General features: G+C 37.7%; 22 protein-coding genes. 12 read left to right on the top strand and 10 right to left on the bottom strand.

Annotated elements, in window-relative coordinates; translation table 11 throughout:
* Positions 1 to 412: 412 nt before the first annotated feature.
* Positions 413 to 583 carry a hypothetical protein gene (locus BW724_RS23510; protein WP_176371306.1) on the bottom strand — a complete coding sequence of 57 codons (171 nt, stop codon included), beginning with the start codon at positions 581 to 583 and terminating at the stop codon, positions 413 to 415.
* 130 nt (positions 584 to 713) lie between these two features.
* On the opposite strand from BW724_RS23510, the gene BW724_RS05115 reads away from it, so the two are divergent.
* Positions 714 to 2,390: an LTA synthase family protein gene (locus tag BW724_RS05115; protein ID WP_176371305.1), complete on the top strand. Its 1,677-nt coding sequence runs from the start codon at positions 714 to 716 to the stop codon at positions 2,388 to 2,390.
* A 96-nt stretch (positions 2,391 to 2,486) separates the two neighbouring features.
* Here BW724_RS05115 and BW724_RS23505 read toward each other — a convergent pair whose 3' ends face one another.
* The 3 genes from BW724_RS23505 to BW724_RS05105 form a co-directional block, all read right to left on the bottom strand.
* Entirely contained in the window at positions 2,487 to 2,657 is a 171-nt protein-coding gene (locus BW724_RS23505; RefSeq protein WP_176371304.1) for a hypothetical protein, read from the bottom strand.
* Between the two features lie 187 nt (positions 2,658 to 2,844).
* Positions 2,845 to 4,812: a GTP-binding protein gene (locus BW724_RS05110; protein WP_088074148.1), complete on the bottom strand. Its 1,968-nt coding sequence runs from the start codon at positions 4,810 to 4,812 to the stop codon at positions 2,845 to 2,847.
* Positions 4,813 to 5,173: 361 nt separating this feature from the next.
* The gene (locus BW724_RS05105) at positions 5,174 to 6,235 is read right to left on the bottom strand and encodes a hypothetical protein (protein ID WP_088074146.1); all 1,062 of its coding nucleotides are present in this window, start codon (positions 6,233 to 6,235) and stop codon (positions 5,174 to 5,176) included.
* Between the two features lie 366 nt (positions 6,236 to 6,601).
* Here BW724_RS05105 and BW724_RS05100 point away from each other — a divergent pair, with 366 nt between their 5' ends.
* From BW724_RS05100 to BW724_RS05085, 5 genes are all read left to right on the top strand, one after another.
* Positions 6,602 to 6,733 carry a DUF4023 domain-containing protein gene (locus BW724_RS05100; RefSeq protein WP_088074143.1) on the top strand — a complete coding sequence of 44 codons (132 nt, stop codon included), beginning with the start codon at positions 6,602 to 6,604 and terminating at the stop codon, positions 6,731 to 6,733.
* 130 nt (positions 6,734 to 6,863) lie between these two features.
* Positions 6,864 to 7,403, top strand: coding sequence for a YkoP family protein (locus BW724_RS05095; RefSeq protein ID WP_088074141.1), 540 nt, complete (start codon positions 6,864 to 6,866; stop codon positions 7,401 to 7,403).
* A 181-nt stretch (positions 7,404 to 7,584) separates the two neighbouring features.
* Positions 7,585 to 7,725 carry a cytochrome bd oxidase small subunit CydS family protein gene (gene cydS / locus BW724_RS23500; RefSeq protein WP_176371303.1) on the top strand — a complete coding sequence of 47 codons (141 nt, stop codon included), beginning with the start codon at positions 7,585 to 7,587 and terminating at the stop codon, positions 7,723 to 7,725.
* A complete protein-coding gene (locus BW724_RS05090; protein ID WP_088074140.1) occupies positions 7,718 to 9,052 on the top strand; it encodes a cytochrome ubiquinol oxidase subunit I in 1,335 nt (444 codons plus the stop codon). The genes cydS and BW724_RS05090 overlap by 8 nt, the downstream gene beginning before the upstream one ends.
* A gap of 20 nt (positions 9,053 to 9,072) precedes the next feature.
* Entirely contained in the window at positions 9,073 to 10,092 is a 1,020-nt protein-coding gene (locus BW724_RS05085; protein WP_088074138.1) for a cytochrome d ubiquinol oxidase subunit II, read from the top strand.
* 28 nt (positions 10,093 to 10,120) lie between these two features.
* Here BW724_RS05085 and BW724_RS05080 read toward each other — a convergent pair whose 3' ends face one another.
* Positions 10,121 to 11,065 (bottom strand): D-2-hydroxyacid dehydrogenase, encoded by a 945-nt coding sequence (locus BW724_RS05080; RefSeq protein WP_235848904.1) that lies wholly within the window; start codon positions 11,063 to 11,065, stop codon positions 10,121 to 10,123.
* A gap of 147 nt (positions 11,066 to 11,212) precedes the next feature.
* Between BW724_RS05080 and BW724_RS05075 the strand changes: the two genes are divergently transcribed.
* Positions 11,213 to 12,760: a glycine betaine uptake BCCT transporter gene (locus BW724_RS05075; RefSeq protein ID WP_088074134.1), complete on the top strand. Its 1,548-nt coding sequence runs from the start codon at positions 11,213 to 11,215 to the stop codon at positions 12,758 to 12,760.
* Between the two features lie 1,533 nt (positions 12,761 to 14,293).
* Here the strand turns inward: BW724_RS05075 and BW724_RS23495 are convergent.
* On the bottom strand, positions 14,294 to 14,476 hold the full coding sequence (locus BW724_RS23495; RefSeq protein ID WP_176371302.1) for a hypothetical protein: 183 nt from the start codon (positions 14,474 to 14,476) through the stop codon (positions 14,294 to 14,296).
* Between the two features lie 163 nt (positions 14,477 to 14,639).
* On the opposite strand from BW724_RS23495, the gene BW724_RS05065 reads away from it, so the two are divergent.
* Entirely contained in the window at positions 14,640 to 16,463 is a 1,824-nt protein-coding gene (locus BW724_RS05065) for a S9 family peptidase (protein ID WP_205160362.1), read from the top strand.
* Positions 16,464 to 16,503: 40 nt separating this feature from the next.
* Complete coding sequence (locus BW724_RS05060) at positions 16,504 to 17,010, top strand: GNAT family N-acetyltransferase (RefSeq protein WP_088074129.1); 507 nt, start codon at positions 16,504 to 16,506, stop codon at positions 17,008 to 17,010.
* 88 nt (positions 17,011 to 17,098) lie between these two features.
* Here the strand turns inward: BW724_RS05060 and BW724_RS05055 are convergent, their stop codons facing one another.
* The 4 genes from BW724_RS05055 to BW724_RS05045 form a co-directional block, all read right to left on the bottom strand.
* The gene (locus BW724_RS05055; protein WP_176371301.1) at positions 17,099 to 18,517 is read right to left on the bottom strand and encodes a sensor histidine kinase; all 1,419 of its coding nucleotides are present in this window, start codon (positions 18,515 to 18,517) and stop codon (positions 17,099 to 17,101) included.
* Positions 18,507 to 19,202 carry a response regulator transcription factor gene (locus BW724_RS05050; protein WP_176371300.1) on the bottom strand — a complete coding sequence of 232 codons (696 nt, stop codon included), beginning with the start codon at positions 19,200 to 19,202 and terminating at the stop codon, positions 18,507 to 18,509. The genes BW724_RS05055 and BW724_RS05050 overlap by 11 nt, the downstream gene beginning before the upstream one ends.
* Positions 19,199 to 19,339: a hypothetical protein gene (locus tag BW724_RS23490; protein ID WP_176371299.1), complete on the bottom strand. Its 141-nt coding sequence runs from the start codon at positions 19,337 to 19,339 to the stop codon at positions 19,199 to 19,201. The genes BW724_RS05050 and BW724_RS23490 overlap by 4 nt, the downstream gene beginning before the upstream one ends.
* A 109-nt stretch (positions 19,340 to 19,448) precedes the next feature.
* The gene (locus BW724_RS05045) at positions 19,449 to 20,312 is read right to left on the bottom strand and encodes a TetR/AcrR family transcriptional regulator (RefSeq protein WP_088074126.1); all 864 of its coding nucleotides are present in this window, start codon (positions 20,310 to 20,312) and stop codon (positions 19,449 to 19,451) included.
* Positions 20,313 to 20,654: 342 nt separating this feature from the next.
* On the opposite strand from BW724_RS05045, the gene BW724_RS05040 reads away from it, so the two are divergent.
* From BW724_RS05040 to BW724_RS05030, 3 genes are read left to right on the top strand one after another with little or no spacing between them, the layout of a single operon-like run.
* The gene (locus BW724_RS05040) at positions 20,655 to 21,404 is read left to right on the top strand and encodes a GTP pyrophosphokinase (protein WP_088074125.1); all 750 of its coding nucleotides are present in this window, start codon (positions 20,655 to 20,657) and stop codon (positions 21,402 to 21,404) included.
* A 36-nt stretch (positions 21,405 to 21,440) separates the two neighbouring features.
* A complete protein-coding gene (locus tag BW724_RS05035; protein ID WP_088074123.1) occupies positions 21,441 to 22,001 on the top strand; it encodes a class I SAM-dependent methyltransferase in 561 nt (186 codons plus the stop codon).
* Between the two features lie 25 nt (positions 22,002 to 22,026).
* Positions 22,027 to 22,470, top strand: coding sequence for a DUF5392 family protein (locus BW724_RS05030; protein WP_088074121.1), 444 nt, complete (start codon positions 22,027 to 22,029; stop codon positions 22,468 to 22,470).
* Positions 22,471 to 22,526 lie beyond the last annotated feature (56 nt).

Raw genomic sequence — 22,526 nt, 5'->3', positions numbered from 1 at the left:
CTTTCGATATCAACAGATAGACTCCTACCAGGAGCCAAACCCAGGTACCAGGTCAAACAGATGGCATCTTTTTCTGTTTTCTTACCTCGTCCCTAGAATTTGATGTTATTCCTCAACCACCAGTGCCACAAGAATCATCAATTTTTTTCTTCTCTGTCATTTCCTGCACCTACTTTCATCACAATATTATTTCTAACAAGGAATACTTCCCTAAATACCCTTACAGGTATATGTATAATAATATCATAATAGTAACACAAAGGATATATGAATGTTTTGTCTTATATTGTAAACATTATGTCATTAATATATTTCCGAATATGGTCGAAATAGTTGTAAAAATATAATAGAATTGGAGGAGAAGGGGGGGATTTTGTATGATGCGGTTTTTAAAGTCTAACTATCTATTATTTTATTTTTTTCTAGCAATTACATTTATGGAAGTTCTTTTGAGGATAGGAACTACTGAAAACCTCATATCCATGGGTATAGTTATTTCAATCATATTCTCACTCTCTCTTGCTGTTATATTTTTCATTCTTTCCACTTGCTTCAACAAGATGATAAATGTAATTATTTCCATATTCCTGCTGTCTCTTTCTAGCTTTTTTTTTACTTCTCAGCTTATTTATCACTCCACATTCACAAACTTCTATAGTGTATATTCAGCAGGAAACGCGACACAAATTTTAGATTTTTCCCAGGATATATGGATGCTAATTTATCAAAATATGTCTTGGATCATTGCTGTTTTTATACCTGTGATTATCCTACTAATTTTTCAGAAAAACATTTCATTCGAAAAAAAATCATGGCGCTTTCGCAGCCTATTAATAGGAGCAGCAATCGCCTTTCACTTACTAGGAATTGGGGCAATACTCGCTTCTGGACAGGAACGTCAGTCGGCCCACGATCTTTACTTTAATAACAGTAATTCTGTTCTTTCCATGGAAAGACTTGGACTTGTGACCTCAATGAGAATAGACCTTCAAAGGCAACTTACTGGTTGGTCCCCATCTTTAGAGGTAACGGACGTATTTGTCTCAATGCCCGTAGCTACTCAAGAAGAACCTATTTTAGATAGGAAGATTGTCAGGCACAGGGAAGAAGAAACTATTTCAGATATACAACCACTTATGGAAGAAGAGATTCAGTATCACGCGATAGATACAAATTTTGAATCACTTATAGATGGTGAGGACAGGGAAGAAATCATTGAAATGCATCAGTATTTCGATAGTGTCCCTCCAACTGCTCATAATGATTTCACTGGAATATTTGAAGGTTTTAATCTCATATTAATTACAGCTGAAGCTTTAGCCCCATATGCTATACATGAAGAAGTGACACCAACATTACATAAACTTGCAAACGAAGGTTATCAGTTTACTAATTTTTATACCCCCCTTTGGGAAGTCAGTACGTCTGATGGGGAATATGTGGCTATGACAGGACTTATTCCAAAGAGTGGAACTTGGAGTTTTCAACAGTCAAGCAATATAGACCTCCCTTTCGTGATGGGAAATCAATTAAATGATATAGAGTATAAGACAATGGCCTATCATAATCACACTTATGACTATTATTATCGTGACATTTCCCACCCAAACTTAGGCTATCATTACAAAGGAATTGGAAATGGACTCGTCATCGAAGAAGCGTGGCCACGGTCAGATTTGGAAATGTTCGAGGTTACAATCCCTGAGTACATGGAAGATGAACCTTTCCATGCCTATTACATGACGGTGAGTGGACACCTACAGTACAACTTTGGCGGAAATCAAATGGCAATGAAAAACCGAAAGTATGTAGAAGACCTACCCATTTCAACACAAGGGAAAGCATATTTAGCAACTCAAATTGAACTAGATCTCGCCCTAGAACATCTTTTGGAAAAATTAGAGGGGGCTGGTGTTGCAGAAAAAACCGTTATTGCAATTAGTGCAGATCACTATCCTTATGGCTTAGATAATGATGTCATTAGTGAATTTATTGGACACCCTGTGGATGAAACATTCGAATTACATCAAGCCCCTTTCATTTTATATCATAAAGGAATCGATTCAATAACGATTGATAAGCCGAGTTCTAGTCTTGATATTTTACCAACACTTTTGAACCTCTTTGGACTTGAATATGATTCACGTCTCCTAATGGGTAGAGATATATTTTCAAATGAAGATCCATTAGTAATCTTTCAAGATAAGAGTTTTATAACAGATAAAGGTAAATATAATGCCATTACACAAGAATTTATTCCTAATGATTCCGATATTGACGTTGATAGTGACTATATCGATTGGATATCTGCGATCATAGACAGTAAGTTTTATTATTCTAGGCAAATACTCGATAATGATTATTATCGCATTATAACTGAGAAAGAGTAGTTAAAGACAACTGTTAACTAGTAAAAAAATAGGCCCCTGACTATTAATATGTCAGAGGGCCTATTTCACTCGAGACAACCTACCATATGTAGATTCCTAAGAAATCGTCTTCTCTACTGCTGATTCCCAATTTGGGAAATGGTAAAGGGCATTTCTCATTAACCGTGGATGAGATTTCTTCAGCTTCTTCTTATTCAGAACTCCCATTTCAGTCTTAAGTTGCATCAGTTCATCAAGTACCTCATCGATACTCATATCTACTTCCATGATACATGCCTCCTTTCCTTATTTGAAATTATTTATATATTCACCACTTTTCAAAAAAAAATGCACAAAATTATCCACATTTTTTAAATTCATTCATATTTCAGTTTTTTATAAAATATTTTAGTGTACTAATTCATTAATAAAGTGTAGTGGACCAACACATTCTTCAAGCATGCAACATTGACATTTACAAACAATGCATCTCATCTTCGGCTTTATCCCATGGAACTGTATACCCCTTTCCTTTGGCACAAAAAATGGATGAAGAAGTATATTCCGGATCTGCATTTTTGTTGTAGCCTATCCTCTCGATCACTTCCTCCTGATTATGACAACGGTCATACCCTCCATATACTAGTTGCAGGGAACCCTTCCCTTGTGTGATTGCTGCAAACTCAGAGCTATAATGCATAAATGTTGAAACAGGGACTCTGCCAGTTACGATGACTTTACCTCCTACATTCTCTGGTGGAGAAAAATATCCATGTGCCAGTTGTAAATCGGACAGTACTCTTCCTATATGATCCATATCCACCTTCAGTTTAAAGTCATAATAAGGTTCGAGAAGAACAGACTTTGTTTTTTCCAGTCCCTGACGCAATGCCCTATAGGTTGCCTCTCGAAAGTCTCCGCCAGAAGTGTGTTTGTTATGGGCGCGGCCTGTCAATAAAGTAATCTTTAAATCTGTAAGAGGCGCCCCTGTCAAGAGGCCATGATGGTCACGCTCGAATAGGTGGTGTCGAATCAGATTTTGGTTGCCGATGGATAAGTCATTTGCGTGGCAATGATTATAAAAAATAATACCACTGTTACGTTCACCTGGTTCTAGCTGCAAATGGACTTCTGCATAATGCCCCAATGGCTCAAAATGGCCATATCCATTTGTAGGTAATTCAATTGTTTCTCTGTAAAGAATCTCAGGATCACCAAAAGCAATATCATAACCAAACCGTTCCTTCACCACTTGCACGAGAACTTCAAGCTGAATCGTCCCCATTACTTGGAGGTAAATACTCTGTGATGACTCTCTCCATGTTACCTGCAACGAAGAATCTTCTACATCAAGTATTTGAAAATGACGCAACGCTTCTTTTTCATTTATTGATTGATTTTGAAAGATGACTTTAGCCATCATCGTTGGAACCATGAAATATGTCGATCGTTCCATTAACTCTCCTACACCATCACCATCCACAGCTTCCGATAAGCCTGTCACTGCAAACAAGTCTCCTGCTGTCACTTCATCTACAACTTTATATTTGGGTCCATTATACTTTCTAATTTCCGTAATTTTTTCGGACTTTTCATCTACATCATCGCGACCATTTCCATAACGCAGCATATCTCTTACCTTTAAGCTTCCTTGGATCGCCTTAATGAAAGTTAACCTTGTAACACCATCATGCCTAATTTTATAAACTCGTCCTGCAAAACTTTCATTTTCCCGTTCGGCGTATTCCGTTTCTGTAAGAACACTCAAGTTTTCAAGGAACTGGACAATCCCCTCGTCTTTCAGTGCTGATCCAGCTGCACATGGAAAAACTTTATTTTCCTTAATAAAATTCTTCAACTCTTTTAACCAAAGAGCTTGATCATACCCACTTTCTAAATAGTGATCGAATAGAGCTTCATCCCGTTCTGCCAGAAATTCTATTAGATCGTCATTCATATCCTTTATTCCAATATTAGGAGTAAGTTTACAAACATCAACTGTTAATTCGCTTCTTATTTCTTGGAAAACTCGGTCTGCATCCGCACCTTCACGATCAATCTTGTTTATGAAAAAAAAGGTTGGAACACTGTATTCTCTTAGTAGCTTCCAAACTGTTTCTGTATGCCCTTGAATTCCTTCCACTGCACTTACAATTATGATCGCATAATCTAACGTTTGTATAGCCCGCTCCATTTCAGGGGAAAAATCAACATGTCCTGGGGTATCTACAATATAGTAAGTAGACCCTTGGTAGTTCATGATCGCCTGATCGGCAAAAACAGTGATTCCCCTCTCCTTCTCAATATCGTGATTATCTAGAAAGGAATCTTTATGATCGACTCGCCCTCGTGTTTGAATACTGTCTGTATGATAGAGTAATTGTTCTGTGAACGTTGTCTTACCTGCGTCTACGTGTGCAAAAATACCGATTGTCTTCTTCATGATGACACCTCTATTTTCATTTCTATTACTCTATTATATCAGCAAAAAGAAAAGCCACGCTGTTTCCTATCACAGCGTGACTCGTTGATTATTAAAAGTACTTCCCTTTATTAAGGCACTCTAAAATAAAAGTTAATCTAATATAAAGGTTGATGAGACTTGCGCAAGCTCGCTTTCCGCGGGCGGCTGGTGAGCCTCCTCGACGCATAGCGTCTGTGGGGTCTCACCCCTTCCTTTGATCCCGCAGGAGTCTCGCTTGCTACAGTCTCATCAACTTTCCCTTATTTATTGGCCTATTGGAACAGTATTAATAAAATACTAGCACATAAACATCATTTATTATTTATTAAAGACAATTGTTTTAAGTCGTTGAGACTCCTGGATCTGCCTGTGCAGCTTCAGTATTAGTAGTCTCTGTTTTACTTTTATTAAATAGCTGTCTGAATTTAGACGAAACTTTCAATAGCTTTTGTTGTAGATCCATTTTCGGTTCCATATCTTGAATATTTAACTGATAGGTCCTTACCATAGCAATCATGGCTATTGGGTCGACAATTGCCCGTTTCACCATTGCAGTAATGATATATGCACCAACAAGGGCAAAATAACCAAAAACTGCTTCTACTCCAGCGTTTGGAGCCATCATTCTTGCTATACCCATTAATGGAATAACAGAACCAATGAATAAAACAAAGTTTAAAATGTAGATAAAGGCTACTATTCCCCCAGCTGTCATAATTACTTTTTTCCAGCTCTGTGCATATAAAACGACACCATCACAAGCTGCCTTCCAGACATTAATTTCACCTTTTTCCGAGGCACCTTCTTCACCTTTTTCTGCTTCTTCCCCAGCGGCTACTTCTGACTCTGCAGCCTCACTCTTTTTTAACATAATATAACTTAAAATTGCTTCATCCACATAACGTAAACTTACTTCCATTACTTTACTTAGGATACCAATAATATTTTTTGCACCTGGTATGAAGTTTAGAAAGTTTCCAATCCTCATCATCCAGCGTTGAATTTGTCTCACTGCCGCATAAATGATTTTATCCAGTACAAACGCCACATTTGCTGAACCAAAATTCGCTATAACTTGATCTTTACCGTATTCAATTTGGCCTTTTCCTTCTGGAACATTTCCTTTCCTAAGAAGCTCCGTTACAACGGCTATATGGCCAACTTTAACCATATAGAGGAAATATCTTTCAATAAACCGCAATATGGCTAACACTGCAAAAAATGATGCGATAATCATTAATACGAAGCCCATTGATGCAAATTCAAACCACCTTGCAAATAGGACTCCTAAACCTATCATTAGACCTAAAAATAATAAAGAAATGACTCCAAATATTGCATATACAACAATTCGGGAAATAAAAAACGGCATCGTACGAGTTATTAACTGGACAACCGACATTACAATTAAACACCTCTCCCCTAGTTTAATTTCTTTTTTAAGTGAACACTCCTTACAAAGTCATTCACCGCCCCCTTTCAACGCGAAATTTACATTGACTTGGGCTTTGGAATAAGTTGTTCTGTTCCTGAAAAACATCCTTTGGAATTCATTATATTGAAATCAATGAAAGGTGTATATTATACCTTCGTATAATATTTTTAATTTTCAGTATATATTTCGAGTGTTTATCAGCTTCATTTACTCCGTTTTAGTTTCGGATAAATCATTATTTGCCAATGATTTTTTTACATGTTTGGAATTTGAAAAGGTTAAAGTAAACAGGAAAAGTTACATCACGAGAAGATTGCTAAAGGGGGTGTAATCATGGATAGCACTCATGATTTTGTAGAAAGAATAAAGGAAAAACAAGCGATGGATGAAAAAAATAAAGAACGACAAGGACATCGTCATGCAAATAAAAAGTTACCAAATAAGCAGCATAGCACAAATAAATAAGAGGCTAACACAAGTACGGGAGTGAAATTAGGCAATCCAGCCTAATCTCTCCCCCCATTCTCCTTCCTATTGTGAATAAAAAGGTCGTCCAATACGAAAAATATTTTTACGTAAAGGGGACCAGATCATTATGAGAAACTATATTATACATGCGTGGTCATTCGTTGATCCTATCTATGATAAGATCAGGAATTTTTCTACCATAGAAACAGAAGATAATGTCTCTGTTTTCCGTGTACAGTTAATCCGGTACAGAGGCGAAAACCAACTCCTTTCCGACGGCAACCTCATTGAAAAAGGGGATTATTTAGTTAAAATCCACCTGCATAACGTCAAATTATTAAAGTACTTGCAAGCATTTCATCACACAAGGAAAACAATAAAGCTCTATCAAATTGTAAAAAAAGCTTTGCCTCAACTCGCACTTTTCATTAAAAATCATCCATTATCAAAACAAATTAAAGCAATTTGTGGTGTAACGATGTTAACCAAACTCGTTGAACGACTAGGTTTTGAAGTCCGTCCAATTTCCAATAAGATTTATCGTCTTTCTAAATGCTTCTCCCAATTTCCAATCCACTATTTATCAACAGGAACCTTTCGAGGTTTATTGGAAAAAAGAGTCAATTACTTATTTATGTCAAAAAATAAGCTATTCGAGTTTTCTTAACTTACTTAACAGGCTGGGCCATTACCAATCACCAGATGACCCAGCCCATTTACAATTCTTCTGCCTTTCTCTCCTCCCTTTCAAGAGATTTTTACTACTTGTCCCACTAACATGTACATATTTTTTCCACTCCTAGTAATACTATGGAAGAAAATTCATCGAGAAATGGAGATATATTCAAATGATCAATGATTTTATGATTATGATCTTACCTATTTTAGTAATCTTCCTCTCACTAGGTGTGTTTTTTATTTGGGTAAGTAAGTCAAAAGAACCTTACGCAAGTACAAATGATTCAAAGGAGCATACACACAATGATTGACGATCCAGTAATTTTAAGCAGAATACTCACTTACGCTACCTTAGGATTTCATGCTATTTTTGCAACGGTTGGCGTAGGAATCCCAGTCTACATTTGTTTATCTGAATACATAGGGATAAAAAGAAAGGATTCACATTACATACTTTTAGCGAAAAGGTGGGCAAGGGGGTATACCATCTTAGTTGCAGTGGGGGTAGTAACAGGAACAATTATTGCTTTTCAACTTTCATTGCTTTGGCCAACCTTCATGGAAAACGCAGGTCAATTAATTGCTTTACCTTTGTTCATGGAAACTTTCGCATTCTTTTTTGAAGCAATTTTTCTTGGAATCTATTTATATACATGGGATCGATTTAAGCGTCCAATCTATCATTGGTTACTGTCCCTTCCAATCGTGCTAGGTTCTACTGCGTCAGCTTTTTTCATCACATCAGTGAATGGGTTTATGAATACTCCACGAGGGTTTATCTACTCAGAAGGGGCTTTTACAAATATCCAACCATTAGTGGCCATGTTTAATCCAGCGATGCCTTCTAAGGTGTCCCATGTAATCACAACAGCCTATTTAACAGGTGCCTTTATTTTGGCGGCTATTGCTGCATTCCATATCCTTAGGGGCAAAACTCACGTGTATTATAAAAAAGCGTTGCATCTGACAATGATCGGTTGCTTCATTTTTTCCATAGCGACTGTAGTAAATGGTGATATCAGTGGAAAGTTTCTAGCTGCCTATCAACCTGAAAAACTTGCAGCTGCAGAGTGGCATTTTGAAACAGAAGATCGAGCTACCTTACTGTTAGGAGGGATTCTTGATCCTGACGAGCAAGAAGTGAAGTTTGGAATTAGACTCCCGTATGCCCTTAGTATACTTGCTTTTAACAGACCTACAGCTGAGGTTATTGGGCTAAATGAATTTCCAGAAGAGCAGTGGCCTCCTTTATTTATTCACTATTTCTTTAATTTAATGGTAGTTATCGGCATGTATTTGGCAGGTGTAGCCTTTGTTTATCTCGTCTTTTATTATTTTAATCGCTTTAACTCTTTACACCCTTGGTTACTAAGGGCCATTATTTTAGGTGCCCCACTGGCCATGCTCTCTATTGAAGCAGGTTGGATTATGGCAGAGGTTGGGAGACAGCCATGGATTATGAGAGGGTTCCTCACAGTTGCTGAAGCTGCTACAACTTCAGGGCATGTACTTGAAATGTTGATTTTATTTTCACTACTATATATCGCTTTAGGGTTACTAGTTCCTGCCATTCTAATAAGATTATTTTCAAAACGGAATGCAGAGACAGAATTGGAAAAGCAACACGTTATTCTGTAGACGGAAGGGACAGTTGAGCTATGATTGAAACAATTGGCATTACTGTATTATGGATTTTCCTATATGGGTATTTAATCGTTGGATCTATAGATTTTGGAGCTGGGTTCTACTCCTTTTATGCAAAAATCACGAAAAAGGAGCACACGATACGTAAAGTAATTGATCGATACCTCTCTCCTGTGTGGGAGGTTACAAACGTCTTTCTCATCTTCTTTATGGTAGGCTTAATTGGTTTTTTCCCAGCAACGGCATATTATTATGGAACTGCCCTGCTTGTTCCAGGAAGTGTAGCATTAGTGCTCCTAGCAATAAGAGGGTCCTTTTATGCATTTGCAAATTATGGAGCTAGGGAAAGTAACATTTACTTATTTCTATATGGCATTACAGGCTTACTAATCCCAGCCTCGTTAACCACTGTATTGACCATATCTGAAGGGGGTTTTATTGCAGAAGAAGGGGGAACGGTCCGTTTATTACTTGGGGAGCTATTTGTAAATCCTTACTCATGGATCGTAGTTCTGTTAGCTATCGTGAGCGTACTGTTCATAAGTGCTTCATTCTTAACATATTACGCTGCTCGTGCAGATGATCATGGGGCTTACTCTCTCATGCGTAACTTTAGTTTAATTTGGAGTGGACCAACAATATTAATGAGTTTCCTTGTATTCCTAACGTTGAGCACCCATAATCCTGAGCATTTTCAACGAATGGTAGAAGAAAGTTGGATTTTCCTCCTATCACTCGTAACGTTTTTAGCTGCTGTATGGCTCATATATATAGGGAAGAATCTTGGATTAGCTTTTTGTTTAGTCGCTTTACAATATGCTTTTGCTTTCTTTGGCTATGGTGCTACTCATCTCCCATATATTTTGTACCCTCACATTACGATTACAGCGAATGTGACAAATGCTGAAATGGGGATCACGTTAATCATTGCCTTTATCGCTGGCTTACTTTTATTAGTTCCTTCGTTATTCCTGTTAATGCGTTTGTTTATCTTTAATGCTGATTATGTACGAGGAAGTAACCAGCTTTCTTAAGGATCAGGGGAGTGCCAGTTCCCTGATCCTAAAAGCCTTTATCTAAATCTACTAAATTCGGCAGGGACTCCCCTGCTTCAATTTTTTTTAATGTGTCAACAAAGCAAGCTACCCCTTCTTCTGGTGTTGTAACAGCTGATATATGAGGGGTAACGACTACTTGTGGGTGGGACCAGAATGGATCATCTTTTGGAAGGGGCTCCTCTTGAAAAACATCTAAAACAGCTCGCTTCACTTGTCCCTTATCTATAGCTTTTATTAAAGCATCATTATTCACTGATTCCCCACGTCCTACGTTAATAAAAAGGACATCTTGCATCAATTTAAACAATGATTCATTAAAGAGATCCCTTGTTTTTTCTGTAAGAGGCATCGTATTGATAATAACATCAGCTTCCGCAAGCACCTCTTGATAATTAGAATCTGATGCAAAAACTTCTATGAATGGTTTCTTCTCCTTTCCACTTAATGACACACCGTACACCTTTGTACCAAAAAAGGTTAGGGTAGCAGCAACCTCTTGTCCGATCACCCCTGTCCCGTATATCAAAACTTTTTTTTCAGACAATGGAATAGGTGTAATTGGTTTCCAATCTTTATTCCTGGCCAGGTTAGAAAACTCGTCTTGGTGTTGAAGATCTCTCAATATGTAACTTAAACCATACTCACTTATTTTCTGACCAAAAGAGCAAATCGTCCTCGTCAGTGGAATATCCCTCTTCCATTCTGATCCTCTTAAGATTTTATCTACACCTGCCCCTAGTGAGTGAACCCATTTTAAGTTGTCAAAAGAAAAATTATTAGGTCGACTGAAAGCAACAAAGGCATCCGCCCATAAAAAATCTTCTTTCTCTACTTCCATGGAGCGAAAACGAAAACTCTTCTCCTTATAAATATCTTCAGTTTCTAAGATTAGTTGAAGTTCTTTATACATAGGACTTGCAATTAGTATATTATTTATTTTCACTGTCATTTCACCTTTTCTTTGTATATGTATTCACTGCAAATAGTACTTCTAGATTAACACGCTTACCAACTTTTTATAAAGCGTTCGTCTTCAGATAAGTTACATAAAAAATGGTTAGACATCAAAAGCTATTGCAAAGGAGGGGGAACTTTTATGAAAAAAGTAACAACTGTTTTTTGGGTTTCTATCGTATTGTCTATTATATTCGTCCTTTGGGGTGCATTTTTTCCAGCTATTTTAGGAAATGTAATGGACGTCACACTTGGTTTCTTTTTAGAAAACTTTGGCTGGTTTTATCAGCTTGCAGCTACATTTTTCCTAGTCTTCGCTTTATACCTTATCTTTAGTAAATACGGGAAAATTAAATTAGGACAAGATGGAGATAAACCAGAATTTAGTCGCCCTACTTGGTTCGCCATGCTCTTTAGTGCTGGAATGGGGATTGGTTTATTGTTCTTCGGTGTATCTGAACCTATCTCACACTTTGCAAGCCCACCTTTCATAAGCGGTGGTACAGATGAAGCAGCTATCCTCAGCTTACGTTATACCTATCTACATTGGGGTTTTCACGCTTGGGCTATCTATGCAACAATCGCTCTTGGGATAGCCTATTTTAAATTCCGAAAAGGCTATCCTGGATTAATGAGTGCCGCTCTCTACCCTTTGCTTGGGGAAAAAGTAAAGGGACGTACTGGAATAGTAATTGATGTTGTCGCAGTTTTTGCGACGATTTTCGGTGTTTGTGCTTCTTTAGGTTTAGGTGCTGCACAGATTAATGGTGGATTGAGTTACTTAACTGGAATCCCTAATAATTTTTCGATTCAATTTCTGATCATCGCTATTGTAACAGTCTTATTCATGATTAGCGCAGGAACAGGAATTAAAAGAGGTATCAAGTACTTAAGTAATACAAACTTAGTTTTAGCAGTCTTGCTATTCATTGCCGTTATTACACTAGGTCCAACAATCTTCCTTATGGACCTATTTACCACCACATTCGGAAGCTATATTCAAAATCTCCCCGCCATGGGATTACGTCTTGCACCATTTGACCTTGATAGTGCAGCTTGGTTACAAGGTTGGACCATATTTTACTGGGCATGGTGGATTGCATGGGCACCGTTTGTAGGTACATTCATTGCGCGTGTTTCAAGAGGAAGAACAGTACGTGAATTTGTCATTGCCGTGTTAGTTATTCCAACCATTGTTTGTGCCTTATGGTTCTGTGTTTTCGGTGGAACAGGCATTTTCATGGAATATAACCTAGGACTTGATATATCAGCACAGCCCCTAGAAACTGCTTTATTTTATGTGTATGAACAGCTACCATTTAGCAGTATATTAGCGTTTATCACCATCTTTTTAATCAGTACTTTCTTCATTACATCTGCTGACTCTGCAACCTTCGTTTTAGGTATGCAAACCACAAATGGGAGTACAGAGCCACCGAACGTAGTGAAGTTCAGCTGGGGGATCATATTAGCTGCTTCTGCAGTAGTGTTAATGGCATCAGGAGGATTAGAAGCAATCCAGACTACAATCATCGTTAGTGCCTTCCCCCTAACCTTTGTACTAATTATGATGACTTTTGCAATGCTAAAAGCCTTCAAGGAAGAAACGAAACCACAACCAGATCCAACTACGGAAAGCAGACGTTTTAGAAAACGAAGGTATAGAGAAAATACAAATCCAAGTTCATGAAGCTCAGGATAAGAAAAGCACAAGCACCTATTGCTCTAAACGTAGGTCAGTGGTGGAATGGCAACTAGAAGTCACGTATTTTAGACTTCTGTTGTCATTATTTTTACCTTTACTAGGTTGGCTTTTGGCCTTTGGGCAATTAAATCTAGTTTTTTACCTTTACTAGGTTGGCTCTACTGGATCAGGCAATTAAATCTGTTTTATTTTACCTTTACTAGGTTGCTCTTCAAGTTCGGGCAATTAAATCCAGTTTATTTTACCTTTACTAGGTTGGCTCTTCTGGTTCGGGCAATTAAATCCAGTTTATTTTACCTTTACTAGGTCGACTCTTCGCCTTCGGGCAATTAAAACCAATTTATTTTACCTTTACAAGGTTGGCTCATCTCTTTCGGGCAATTAAAACCAATTTATTTTACCTTTACAAGGTCGGCTCTTCTGGTTCGGGCAATTAATTCATATTGATTCTTTGTTGCTTTTATTGATTCAGGATCCACCAACTCTTAATAGTGCCCGAAGCTCCGAACTCCTAAACGCTTCGGGCACTATCAACTCATTTTACTGCCCGAAGCTCCGAACTCCCAGACACTTCGGGCACTATCAATTCATATTAGTGCCCGGAGCACTGAACTCCCAAACGCTTCGGGAACTATAAAATCATAATAATGCCCGAAGCACGCGACTCCCAGACGCTTCGGGAACTATCAACTCATAATACTGCCCGGAGCACGCGACTCTCTAACGCTTCGGGCACTATCAACTCATTTTACTGCCCGAAGCACAGAAATCCTGATGGCTTCGGGCACTATCTAATCATATTACTGCCCAGAACTCCGAACTCTCTACCACTTCGGGCACTATCAATTCATTTTACTGCCCGAAGCTCCGAACTCCTAAACGCTTCGGGCACTATCAACTCGTATTAGTGCCCGAAGCACAGAAATCCTGATGGCTTCGGGCACTATCTAATCATATTACTGCCCAGAACTCCGAACTCTCTACCACTTCGGGCACTATCAATTCATTTTACTGCCCGAAGCTCCGAACTCCTAAACGCTTCGGGCACTATCAACTCATTTTACTGCCCGAAGCTCCGAACTCCCAGACACTTCGGGAACTATCAACTCATAATACTGCCCGGAGCAAGCGACTCTCTACCACTTCGGGCACTATCAACTCATATTGGTGCCTGAAGCACTCAACTCCTAAACGCTTCGGGCACTATCAACTCATTTTACTGCCCGAAGCTCCGAACTCCTAAACGCTTCGGGCACTATCAATTCATTTTACTGCCCGAAGCTCCGAACTCCCAGACACTTCGGGAACTATCAACTCATAATACTGCCCGGAGCAAGCGACTCTCTACCACTTCGGGCACTATCAATTCATTTTACTGCCCGAAGCTCCGAACTCCCAGACACTTCGGGAACTATCAACTCATAATACTGCCCGGAGCAAGCGACTCTCTACCACTTCGGGCACTATCAATTCATTTTACTGCCCGAAGCTCCGAACTCCTAAACGCTTCGGGCACTATCAACTCATTTTACTGCCCGAAGCTCCGAACTCCCAGACACTTCGGGCACTTCCATCATCGAATAGTACCTTAACTCCACTCCATAACCTCACATCAAGCACCTCTACATAAATTTTCTCCCGTCCCCGTCCTCCGCATCCCGTCTCCCCCCTCTCCCCTAATCCGCCATCCCTGCCCCCCAACCCCCTCTCCTCAAAAACCCCACCCCGCATCCTCTCAAACCAGCCAACCCCCTTCACATTACATTACTCCTACTTCCAAGACGCCCAAGACTAATTATGTAAAAAAAAGGATTATAGTCTTAAACAGCGAACCTATTAATAAAGGACAAGGAGGGGAAAGATTTTGAAAAAGTATACCATTGAGCAGTTTATTAATACGGAGACAGTAGTTAACAACGCACCTTCAGCAAATAGGGAAAAAATTATTTTTACAAGCGATCGATCTGGGGTCTTTAATGTTTACTCCATACCTTCCAATGGAGGAGAAGCTAAACAGTTAACCAACTCGAAAGAAGATGCTTGCTACGCCATTTCCTTTGTTCCGCAACCTGGTGATAATCGTTTCCTCTATTTGAGCGATCAAGGTGGGAATGAAATTTTACACATCTACCTACAGAAGGAAGATGGAACAACACGAGATTTGACACCTGATAAAGAGGAAAGGGCAACATTCTTCCAATGGGCCCCTGACGGAAAAAGCTTTTTATATGGTTCAAATAAAAGGGATCCAAAATTTGCAGATGTCTATTCAATGGATATTGATACGTTTGAGAAAAGACTTATCTTCAAAAACGAACTGGGTGTGGAGTTCTCTGCTATATCAAAAGACTATGAAACATTGGCATTGACTAAATTCGACAACGCGAATTCCTCTCACATGTACATTTTCCATATAAACACTGGAAAATTGGAAGCTCTAACTTCACATAAAGATACGGACATACAATATGCGCCACAGGCCTTTAGTGAAGATGGAAAGTATCTCTACTACATTACAGATAAGGATCACGAATTCTTGTATGCATCTAAAATGCACTTAGAAACGGGGGAAGTTGAAGTAGTCTACAAAACAGACTGGCATGTAGAAGACCTATCTTTTACCCATAATCATACATACATAAAGCTTAGTATTAATAGGGATGCACACACTGACGTAAAAATCTTTCATACTGGTACAAATAATGAAGTAACTCTGCCAGAACTACCAGATGGACAAATAACTAGCGTCAATTTTTCCCTAGATGAAAAAATCATGACTTTCCTTCTTAATGGATCGAACTCACCTAGTAATTTATATGTGTATAATCTAGAAAAAAATAAACTCGACAAATTAACAAATACATTGAACCCTGAGATTGATCCTGCAGATTTAGTAAAGGCAGAAGTAGTTCGATATCCGTCATTTGATGGCCTGGAAATACCTTCGATCTACTACAAGCCCAAGGATATAAAACCAGGAGATAAGATCCCAGCCCTCGTTTGGGTTCATGGTGGGCCAGGAGGACAGTCAAGGGTGGATTATAATCCATTACTGCAATACTTGGCTAATCATGGATATGCAGTAATTGCTGTGAACAACCGTGGAAGTTCAGGGTACGGGAAAACATTTTTCAAAATGGCTGACTTAAAACATGGCGAAGTGGATCTGGCCGATTGTATTGAATCGAAATCCTTCCTTGCTTCTACTGGATATATCGATGAAAACCGAATTGGTATTATTGGAGGAAGCTACGGTGGTTACATGACATTGGCTGCCTTAGCGTTCCAGCCAGAAGAATTTCAAGTAGGCGTTGATATTTTCGGTGTCTCAAACTGGGTTCGTACGCTGAAGAGTATCCCGTCATGGTGGGAGACAATGCGTGAAGCCCTTTATAAAAAAATAGGTGACCCTTTTACTTCTGAAGAATATTTAAAAAGTATTTCTCCCCTGTTTCATGCTGATAAAATTCGCAAGCCTTTAATCGTCCTTCAAGGCTCCAATGACCCTAGGGTTTTAAAGGTGGAGTCTGATGAGATTGTAGATATAGTTAGGAACAATGGAGTACCAATAGAATACCTGGTTTTTGAAGATGAGGGACATGGTTTTTCGAAAAAGATTAATCGCATAACTGGCTTCAAAGCAATACTAGAGTTTCTGAATAAACACTTAAAAGGGAAGCAAGCATAGGGGTTTCATCTCTACATGAAAAAACAGAGGTGCTTACTAAATGAACTATATTCTAATTAAAAATCCTGAAATAACCCATGCAGAAGCTATTGCTGATATTTGTTCAAGAGGTTGGAGACAAACAGTTGAAGGGATATTAAGCGAAGAATATCAAGCCAAAAATATAGAATACTGGTACAACTACGAACGAGTTAAGAAAGACATAGAAGCAGGATCTTACTCTTACGTCGCATTACTTCATTCAGAAGTTGTCGGAGTAATTGGTGGTGGAAAAACGAAAGAAGAAACAGGAGAAATATTTGTACTTTATGTTGACGAAAATTTTAGATATAAAGGGGTTGGGAGAAAGCTACTTAAAGAGTTAACCCATCAGCAAATTCAAGAAGGGATTTCGGAACAATGGGTTTCCGTCCAAGAAAATAATGATAGGGGACTCCCTTTCTATGAAGCACGAGGATTTTCACTTAAAGAAAAAAGATTTACTGAAACGGAAACTGGAGAACAACAGGTGTCGTTGCGGTATTCAAGAAAACTAAAATCCTATTAAACAAACGTGAGAGCACTCATTAAATAAGATAAATATATTAAACCTTAGGAACCGTCAACTCCGTGTAGTCGGCCCCTAAGGTTTCTATTTATTTAAGCTTTGCAAGGGGTAAGGTAAAGGTAAAGGTTGTTCCTTTATCCAAATCACTCTCCACCTTAATAGTTGTATCGTGTAAATCAATAATATGTTTTACAATCGATAATCCAATTCCTGTGCCACTCTTACTAGATCTTGCTTTATCCTTTTTATAAAACCTTTCCCAAATATATCTCACATCTGATTCACTCATACCGTGCCCGTAATCACGTATCCTGATGGTAGCATTATCCCCTTCCTTCATAATCGCTACATCGATGCTTCCCTTCTCTTTAGAGAACTGCACAGCATTTTGAAGAAGATTTACTAAGACTTGCTCCATACGGTTCGGATCTGCGTGAACAAAAACATCTTCTTCCTCACCTAATAGCTCAATATCAAGCTGGTTTTCAGACAAAGTTGGTTCCATTTTAGCTATTGTTAAACGGAGCTGTTCAGAAAAATTGTAGGATATTGGTTCCACCTCCATCTGTCCCGCTTCCAACCTAGCCATATCTAATAAATCATTTACGAGTTTCATAAGACGCTCTGTTTCATTTTTCATGATAGAGAAATATTTGTATTGCTGTTCTTGCGGAATCGTCCCGTCCATCATCGCACCTAAAAATCCTTTTATAGAAGTTAAAGGGGAGCGTAAGTCATGGGAAACATTTGCAACAAAGTCTTTTCTCATCTGATCTATACTGGCCAATTCTTTAGCCATATAATTGAAGGTTTCAGCAAGCTGGCCAATTTCGTCTTTCGACTTGATATTTACCCTGTGAGAAAAATCTCCCTTTGCAAATTGCAAAGCACTATGATTCATCTCCCTTAATGGAGACGTCATTTTTCTTGAAGTATAAAAAATAATGATGCCAGCAATAATGATCGCCACGAGAACTGTAATATGAATAATACTGCTTATTTGCTTTAATTCTTGATCAAATTCATGAAATACCATCGTAATCGTATGTTTAGGATTATCTTCTGTCAAAATTTCAATCGGCCCTGACATAAAATAAACAACCCGATCCTCTGTGTGAAGGCGCATGGATGTCTCTTCTTCACTCATGGCGAGTTCTCGGAGTGACATTTCCATATCATATTCTTCAAATAGCTTCGGATTGTAATCCACTCCACCATACTCATCAATTAGAAAAACTGCAACCCTGTCTTCTTGATTTAGTGCAAGTTCTAAAGAAGAAGTGAGTATACTTTGCTCCCACCCCTCAGATTCGGCAGTTTCAAAGTATTGGATCACCTTTTCTTTCTGATGGTCAAAGGCATTATGATAACGTTTAATTATTTCATTGTGAGCCATTGTATTAACTACTAAACCAATCATAATAAACGAAATACAAAGAATGACTATATAAGTTGTGAATAGCTTGATGAACATTCCTTTGCGTTTCTTCCTTAATTTAGATAACATCATACACCTCAAATTTATAACCAACACCACGAATTGTTTTCAAGTTCCAACTCTCAGATCCTAGATGCATTTTTTCCCGAAGCCGCTTTATATGCACATCAATTGTCCTGTAGTCCCCATCATAATCATATCCCCAAACGCGGTCCAACAACTGCTGCCGTGTAAAAACCTGGTTTGGATTGGACGCTAAGAAAAATAATAGCTCCAACTCCTTAGGTGGCAAGGTGATTTCCTTTTGGTTTACAATGATTTTATGTTCCTGCATATTAATACTCAAATCTGGTAGTTCCACATTTTCTTGTGATGAAAACTGTGGATTCGTTCTACGTAATACTGCTTTTATTCTAGCCAGCACTTCTTTAGGATCAAAGGGTTTTACAATATAGTCATCAGCCCCTAATTCCAAGCCTTTCACTTTATCATAGCTTTCCCCTTTTCCAGTAATCATGATGATTGGAATCGGGCGGTCTCTCCTAATCTCCTGACATACATCCCACCCGTCCATTTTAGGTAGCATAATATCTAATATGATAAAATCAGGATTTTCATCATAATAAAGAGCTAGTCCAGCCTCACCATCTAAGGCTTTTATGACTTGGTAGCCCTCCTTCATCAAATATAATTCAGTTAGATCACTAATATTTGGATCATCTTCTATAACTAGTATCTTTATTTGTTGTTTCATATATTGTCTCTCCTCTGCTTTTGAGACGGATACTTTCTCATACACAGCTCTGCATGAACCCCTTGCTTCTGCAGCTTTGAAACAAGTTTTTCTAGTTTTTGCTTTTTTAATTCTATATCCTTAATCATTTTGTTCATTAATCTCCTTCTCACCCGTTCTATCTTATATAGGTGTTTATTAAAGAGTTCATAAATATATTCACTACAATACCATGGAAATATGAACAAAAAATGAATGGAAAAAACTTTATTTTAATAAGGGTTTGATTTCATTTAAATACTTGTCCACTTCTTTAACGCCTTTAAAATTAGAAATCATTCCTTGAATAACAGGCTGCCTAGGTTTTTCCCTATTCAGCTCTTCTTCTAACACTTCTAACGAAACAAGATAATCCTCCCTGTCTTCTCGAACAGATAGCACATTTTTCATCTCACTTATTAGCTTAAATACTTTGTTCCGTTCATCTTCTGGGGCATTACCTAATAATCGATTAATATAATTAACATCATCAATAGACAAAATTGGTTCTTCTCCACTTTGTAGGAGCCCCTCCACAACACTATCTATTCGGTTAACTATATACTTGGACAACTTTCCCACTTCTAATCCTTTTTCATCTAAAAGATAAATTCGGATATAGGCATGAAACATTCCTTCCATCATAATGGAAAGGTCCCAGATATATGGTTCAATTTTGTTCCCATATAATGATAATAATCCTATCCTGTATAGCTCTCTCGTACGTTGCTGTCTTCGATAGAGCTCTCTTTTTATTGTTTTGTTTAATGGAATAGCCTGTTCGTATGCCTGTGTAATAATGAATTCCTTATGCTCAAAGACACCTTCAAAATAATAAGTCAGCCTTCTAATAAACTTTTCCTTAGGCTCTAAGTCTAATTCTTCAACAGATTCAACACGGCTTTGTATTTTGTTGAAATAATACTTTAGTGTCTCTAATAATAAGGTGTCTTTCGATTTAAAATAGGAATAAAAAGAACCTTTAGCAATCCCACATTCATTTGCAATATCTTGAATGGATGTTGCATCAAATCCTTTTATGGAAAAAAGCTTGATGGCTGCTTCTATAATAAGTTTTTCTTTTTCTAACATTGGTCTTCACCCCTCACTATCCATTACATCATTTATTATACCCCTACGTTGACCAATTGGTCAAAACCACTTCATAGAACTAAACGTTGTTGATTATTTTTTTTACTTTGTTCATTTTCTGTTCATATTGCTTTGTTATATTATATATTGCATCAAAGGGTATGTCTCAATCCAATGACTAACAATCTATATTGTTAATTCTTTTATTGAACGTACGGTCAGTCATTTAGACTTTAAAAAAAGTAATGAAACAGAGCTTATTTTTTTCTATAAGAGGGTAAATACGAAATGGATTTAAAAAATGACTATTAAACATTAGTAAACTCAAAGGAGTTGTCAACCATGGTTCAACAGACGATTGACATGAATCACCTGAAAACCATAAAAAATGAAATAACAAGGTTTATGATGTCTTATAAATTCGCACTCGATGAAATGAATACAAAAATTGATATATTAAAGCAAGAGTTTCAATACATTCACGATTATAATCCTATTGAACATATAAAATCGCGGGTAAAATCCCCTGAAAGTATTGTCAAAAAGGTCCGTAAAAAACAGTATGATATGTCCCTCCCACTCATTAAGGAGAAGATTCGTGATATTGCTGGTATACGAATTACTTGTTCATTTATCTCTGATATTTATGAATTGAGCAATATGCTTCAAAATCAGAAAGATCTCACTGTAGTGGAGGTCAAAGATTATATAAAAAACCCTAAGCCAAATGGATATCAAAGTCTTCATTTAATCGTTCAAATTCCAATTTTCATGTCCGACCGCGAGGAACAAGTTTATGTTGAAGTTCAGATTAGGACGATCGCCATGGATTTTTGGGCTAGTTTAGAACACAAAATTTATTACAAATATAATAGCGAAATTCCAGAGAGGTTAGTGGAAGAACTTCGTGATGCTGCTATTTCTGCTGCGATGCTTGATAAAAGAATGGAGTCTATCCATAGGGAAATTAACACTTTGAGGGAAGAAGCTCACTGGAATGAAGATGATAATAGTAATCTTTTGGATATTAACAATGAGAGAGTCTCCATTCCCTATGATTTATTAAAAACATATTTGACTGCACATAGATGATTAGAATTCATTTTACAAAAGGGTGAGGATATATTCATGAGTACGAAGGAGTACATTAAAAATATTTTTAAAGATCCGAAAATCGCTTCCATTACCCCGACTTCACAAAGTTGCGTAGCAGAAATTTGCAAAAGGATAGACTTTGAGAAGCGTCTTGTCATCATCGAATACGGACCTGCAACAGGAGTTTTCACAGAATACTTACTGAATCACCTTACAGACGACTCTTTAATTATTGCAGTTGAACTAAATCCTAATTTCGCAAATTATTTAGGGGGAAATATACAAGATCATAGATTGAAAGTACACCAGGGGAACGCAGAATTCATTGATAAAATCATGGAAGATTACGATGAAGAGGTTGATTATGTTTTATCAGGTATTCCATTCTCCCTAATGACACATAATGGTAGACTATCCGTTGTCCAAAAGACACACAAACTTTTAAAAAAAGGTGGAAAGTTTTTACCTTACCAGACTTTCTTCCAAAGAGATGAGCACTTGCTTCACTATTTGTATCATCAATTTCCTGAAGTAAATGATAATTATTTATTCCGAAACATTCCACCTATGAGGATATACGAGGCAATCAAATAATAGTTCACACCGAGGAGCGTGGTGCATGATGAAATTCTTTAAAGCTGATGAAGAATCACCATTTGTAAAAAAAGAACTGGCTGTTGTGGAAGGAAAGGTATCTCCATATATGAAAAAAAACCTCCTATTTGGCCTTGTTTCCATACCACTAATCTTTTTTTCTATCATTAATCTATATACCGTAATTATTTATTTTCCAATGACTAGTGAAATAACCTTCTTTATTTTAATTTTGGCTGTTGCTGGTGCATTAGGGTTCGCATTCTTCAAAGAATCTAAACATTACAGTAAAAAAATGCAGGAAACAAGTCTCGACTATATCCAATCTCGCATTTCTAACAGTGAGATACTACCTGATCCAGCTAAAGAACAGTATCTCGATGCACTTCACGAAAAGCCATACCGCGCATTCAAAATATTTCATGATTTTTTAAAACAAGAAGAAAAACTCTTATATTTGAATAGATAATTCCCCCCTTAAAAAGGCTGTACTGAAACGTCAAGTTGACAATTCAGTACAGCCTT

The organism is Litchfieldia alkalitelluris (genome assembly GCF_002153425.1).
Classification (GTDB): Bacteria; Bacillota; Bacilli; order Bacillales; family Salisediminibacteriaceae; genus Evansella; species Evansella alkalicola.
Note: the sequence above shows the minus strand (reverse complement) of the source record. Positions and strands in the feature narration are given on the sequence as shown.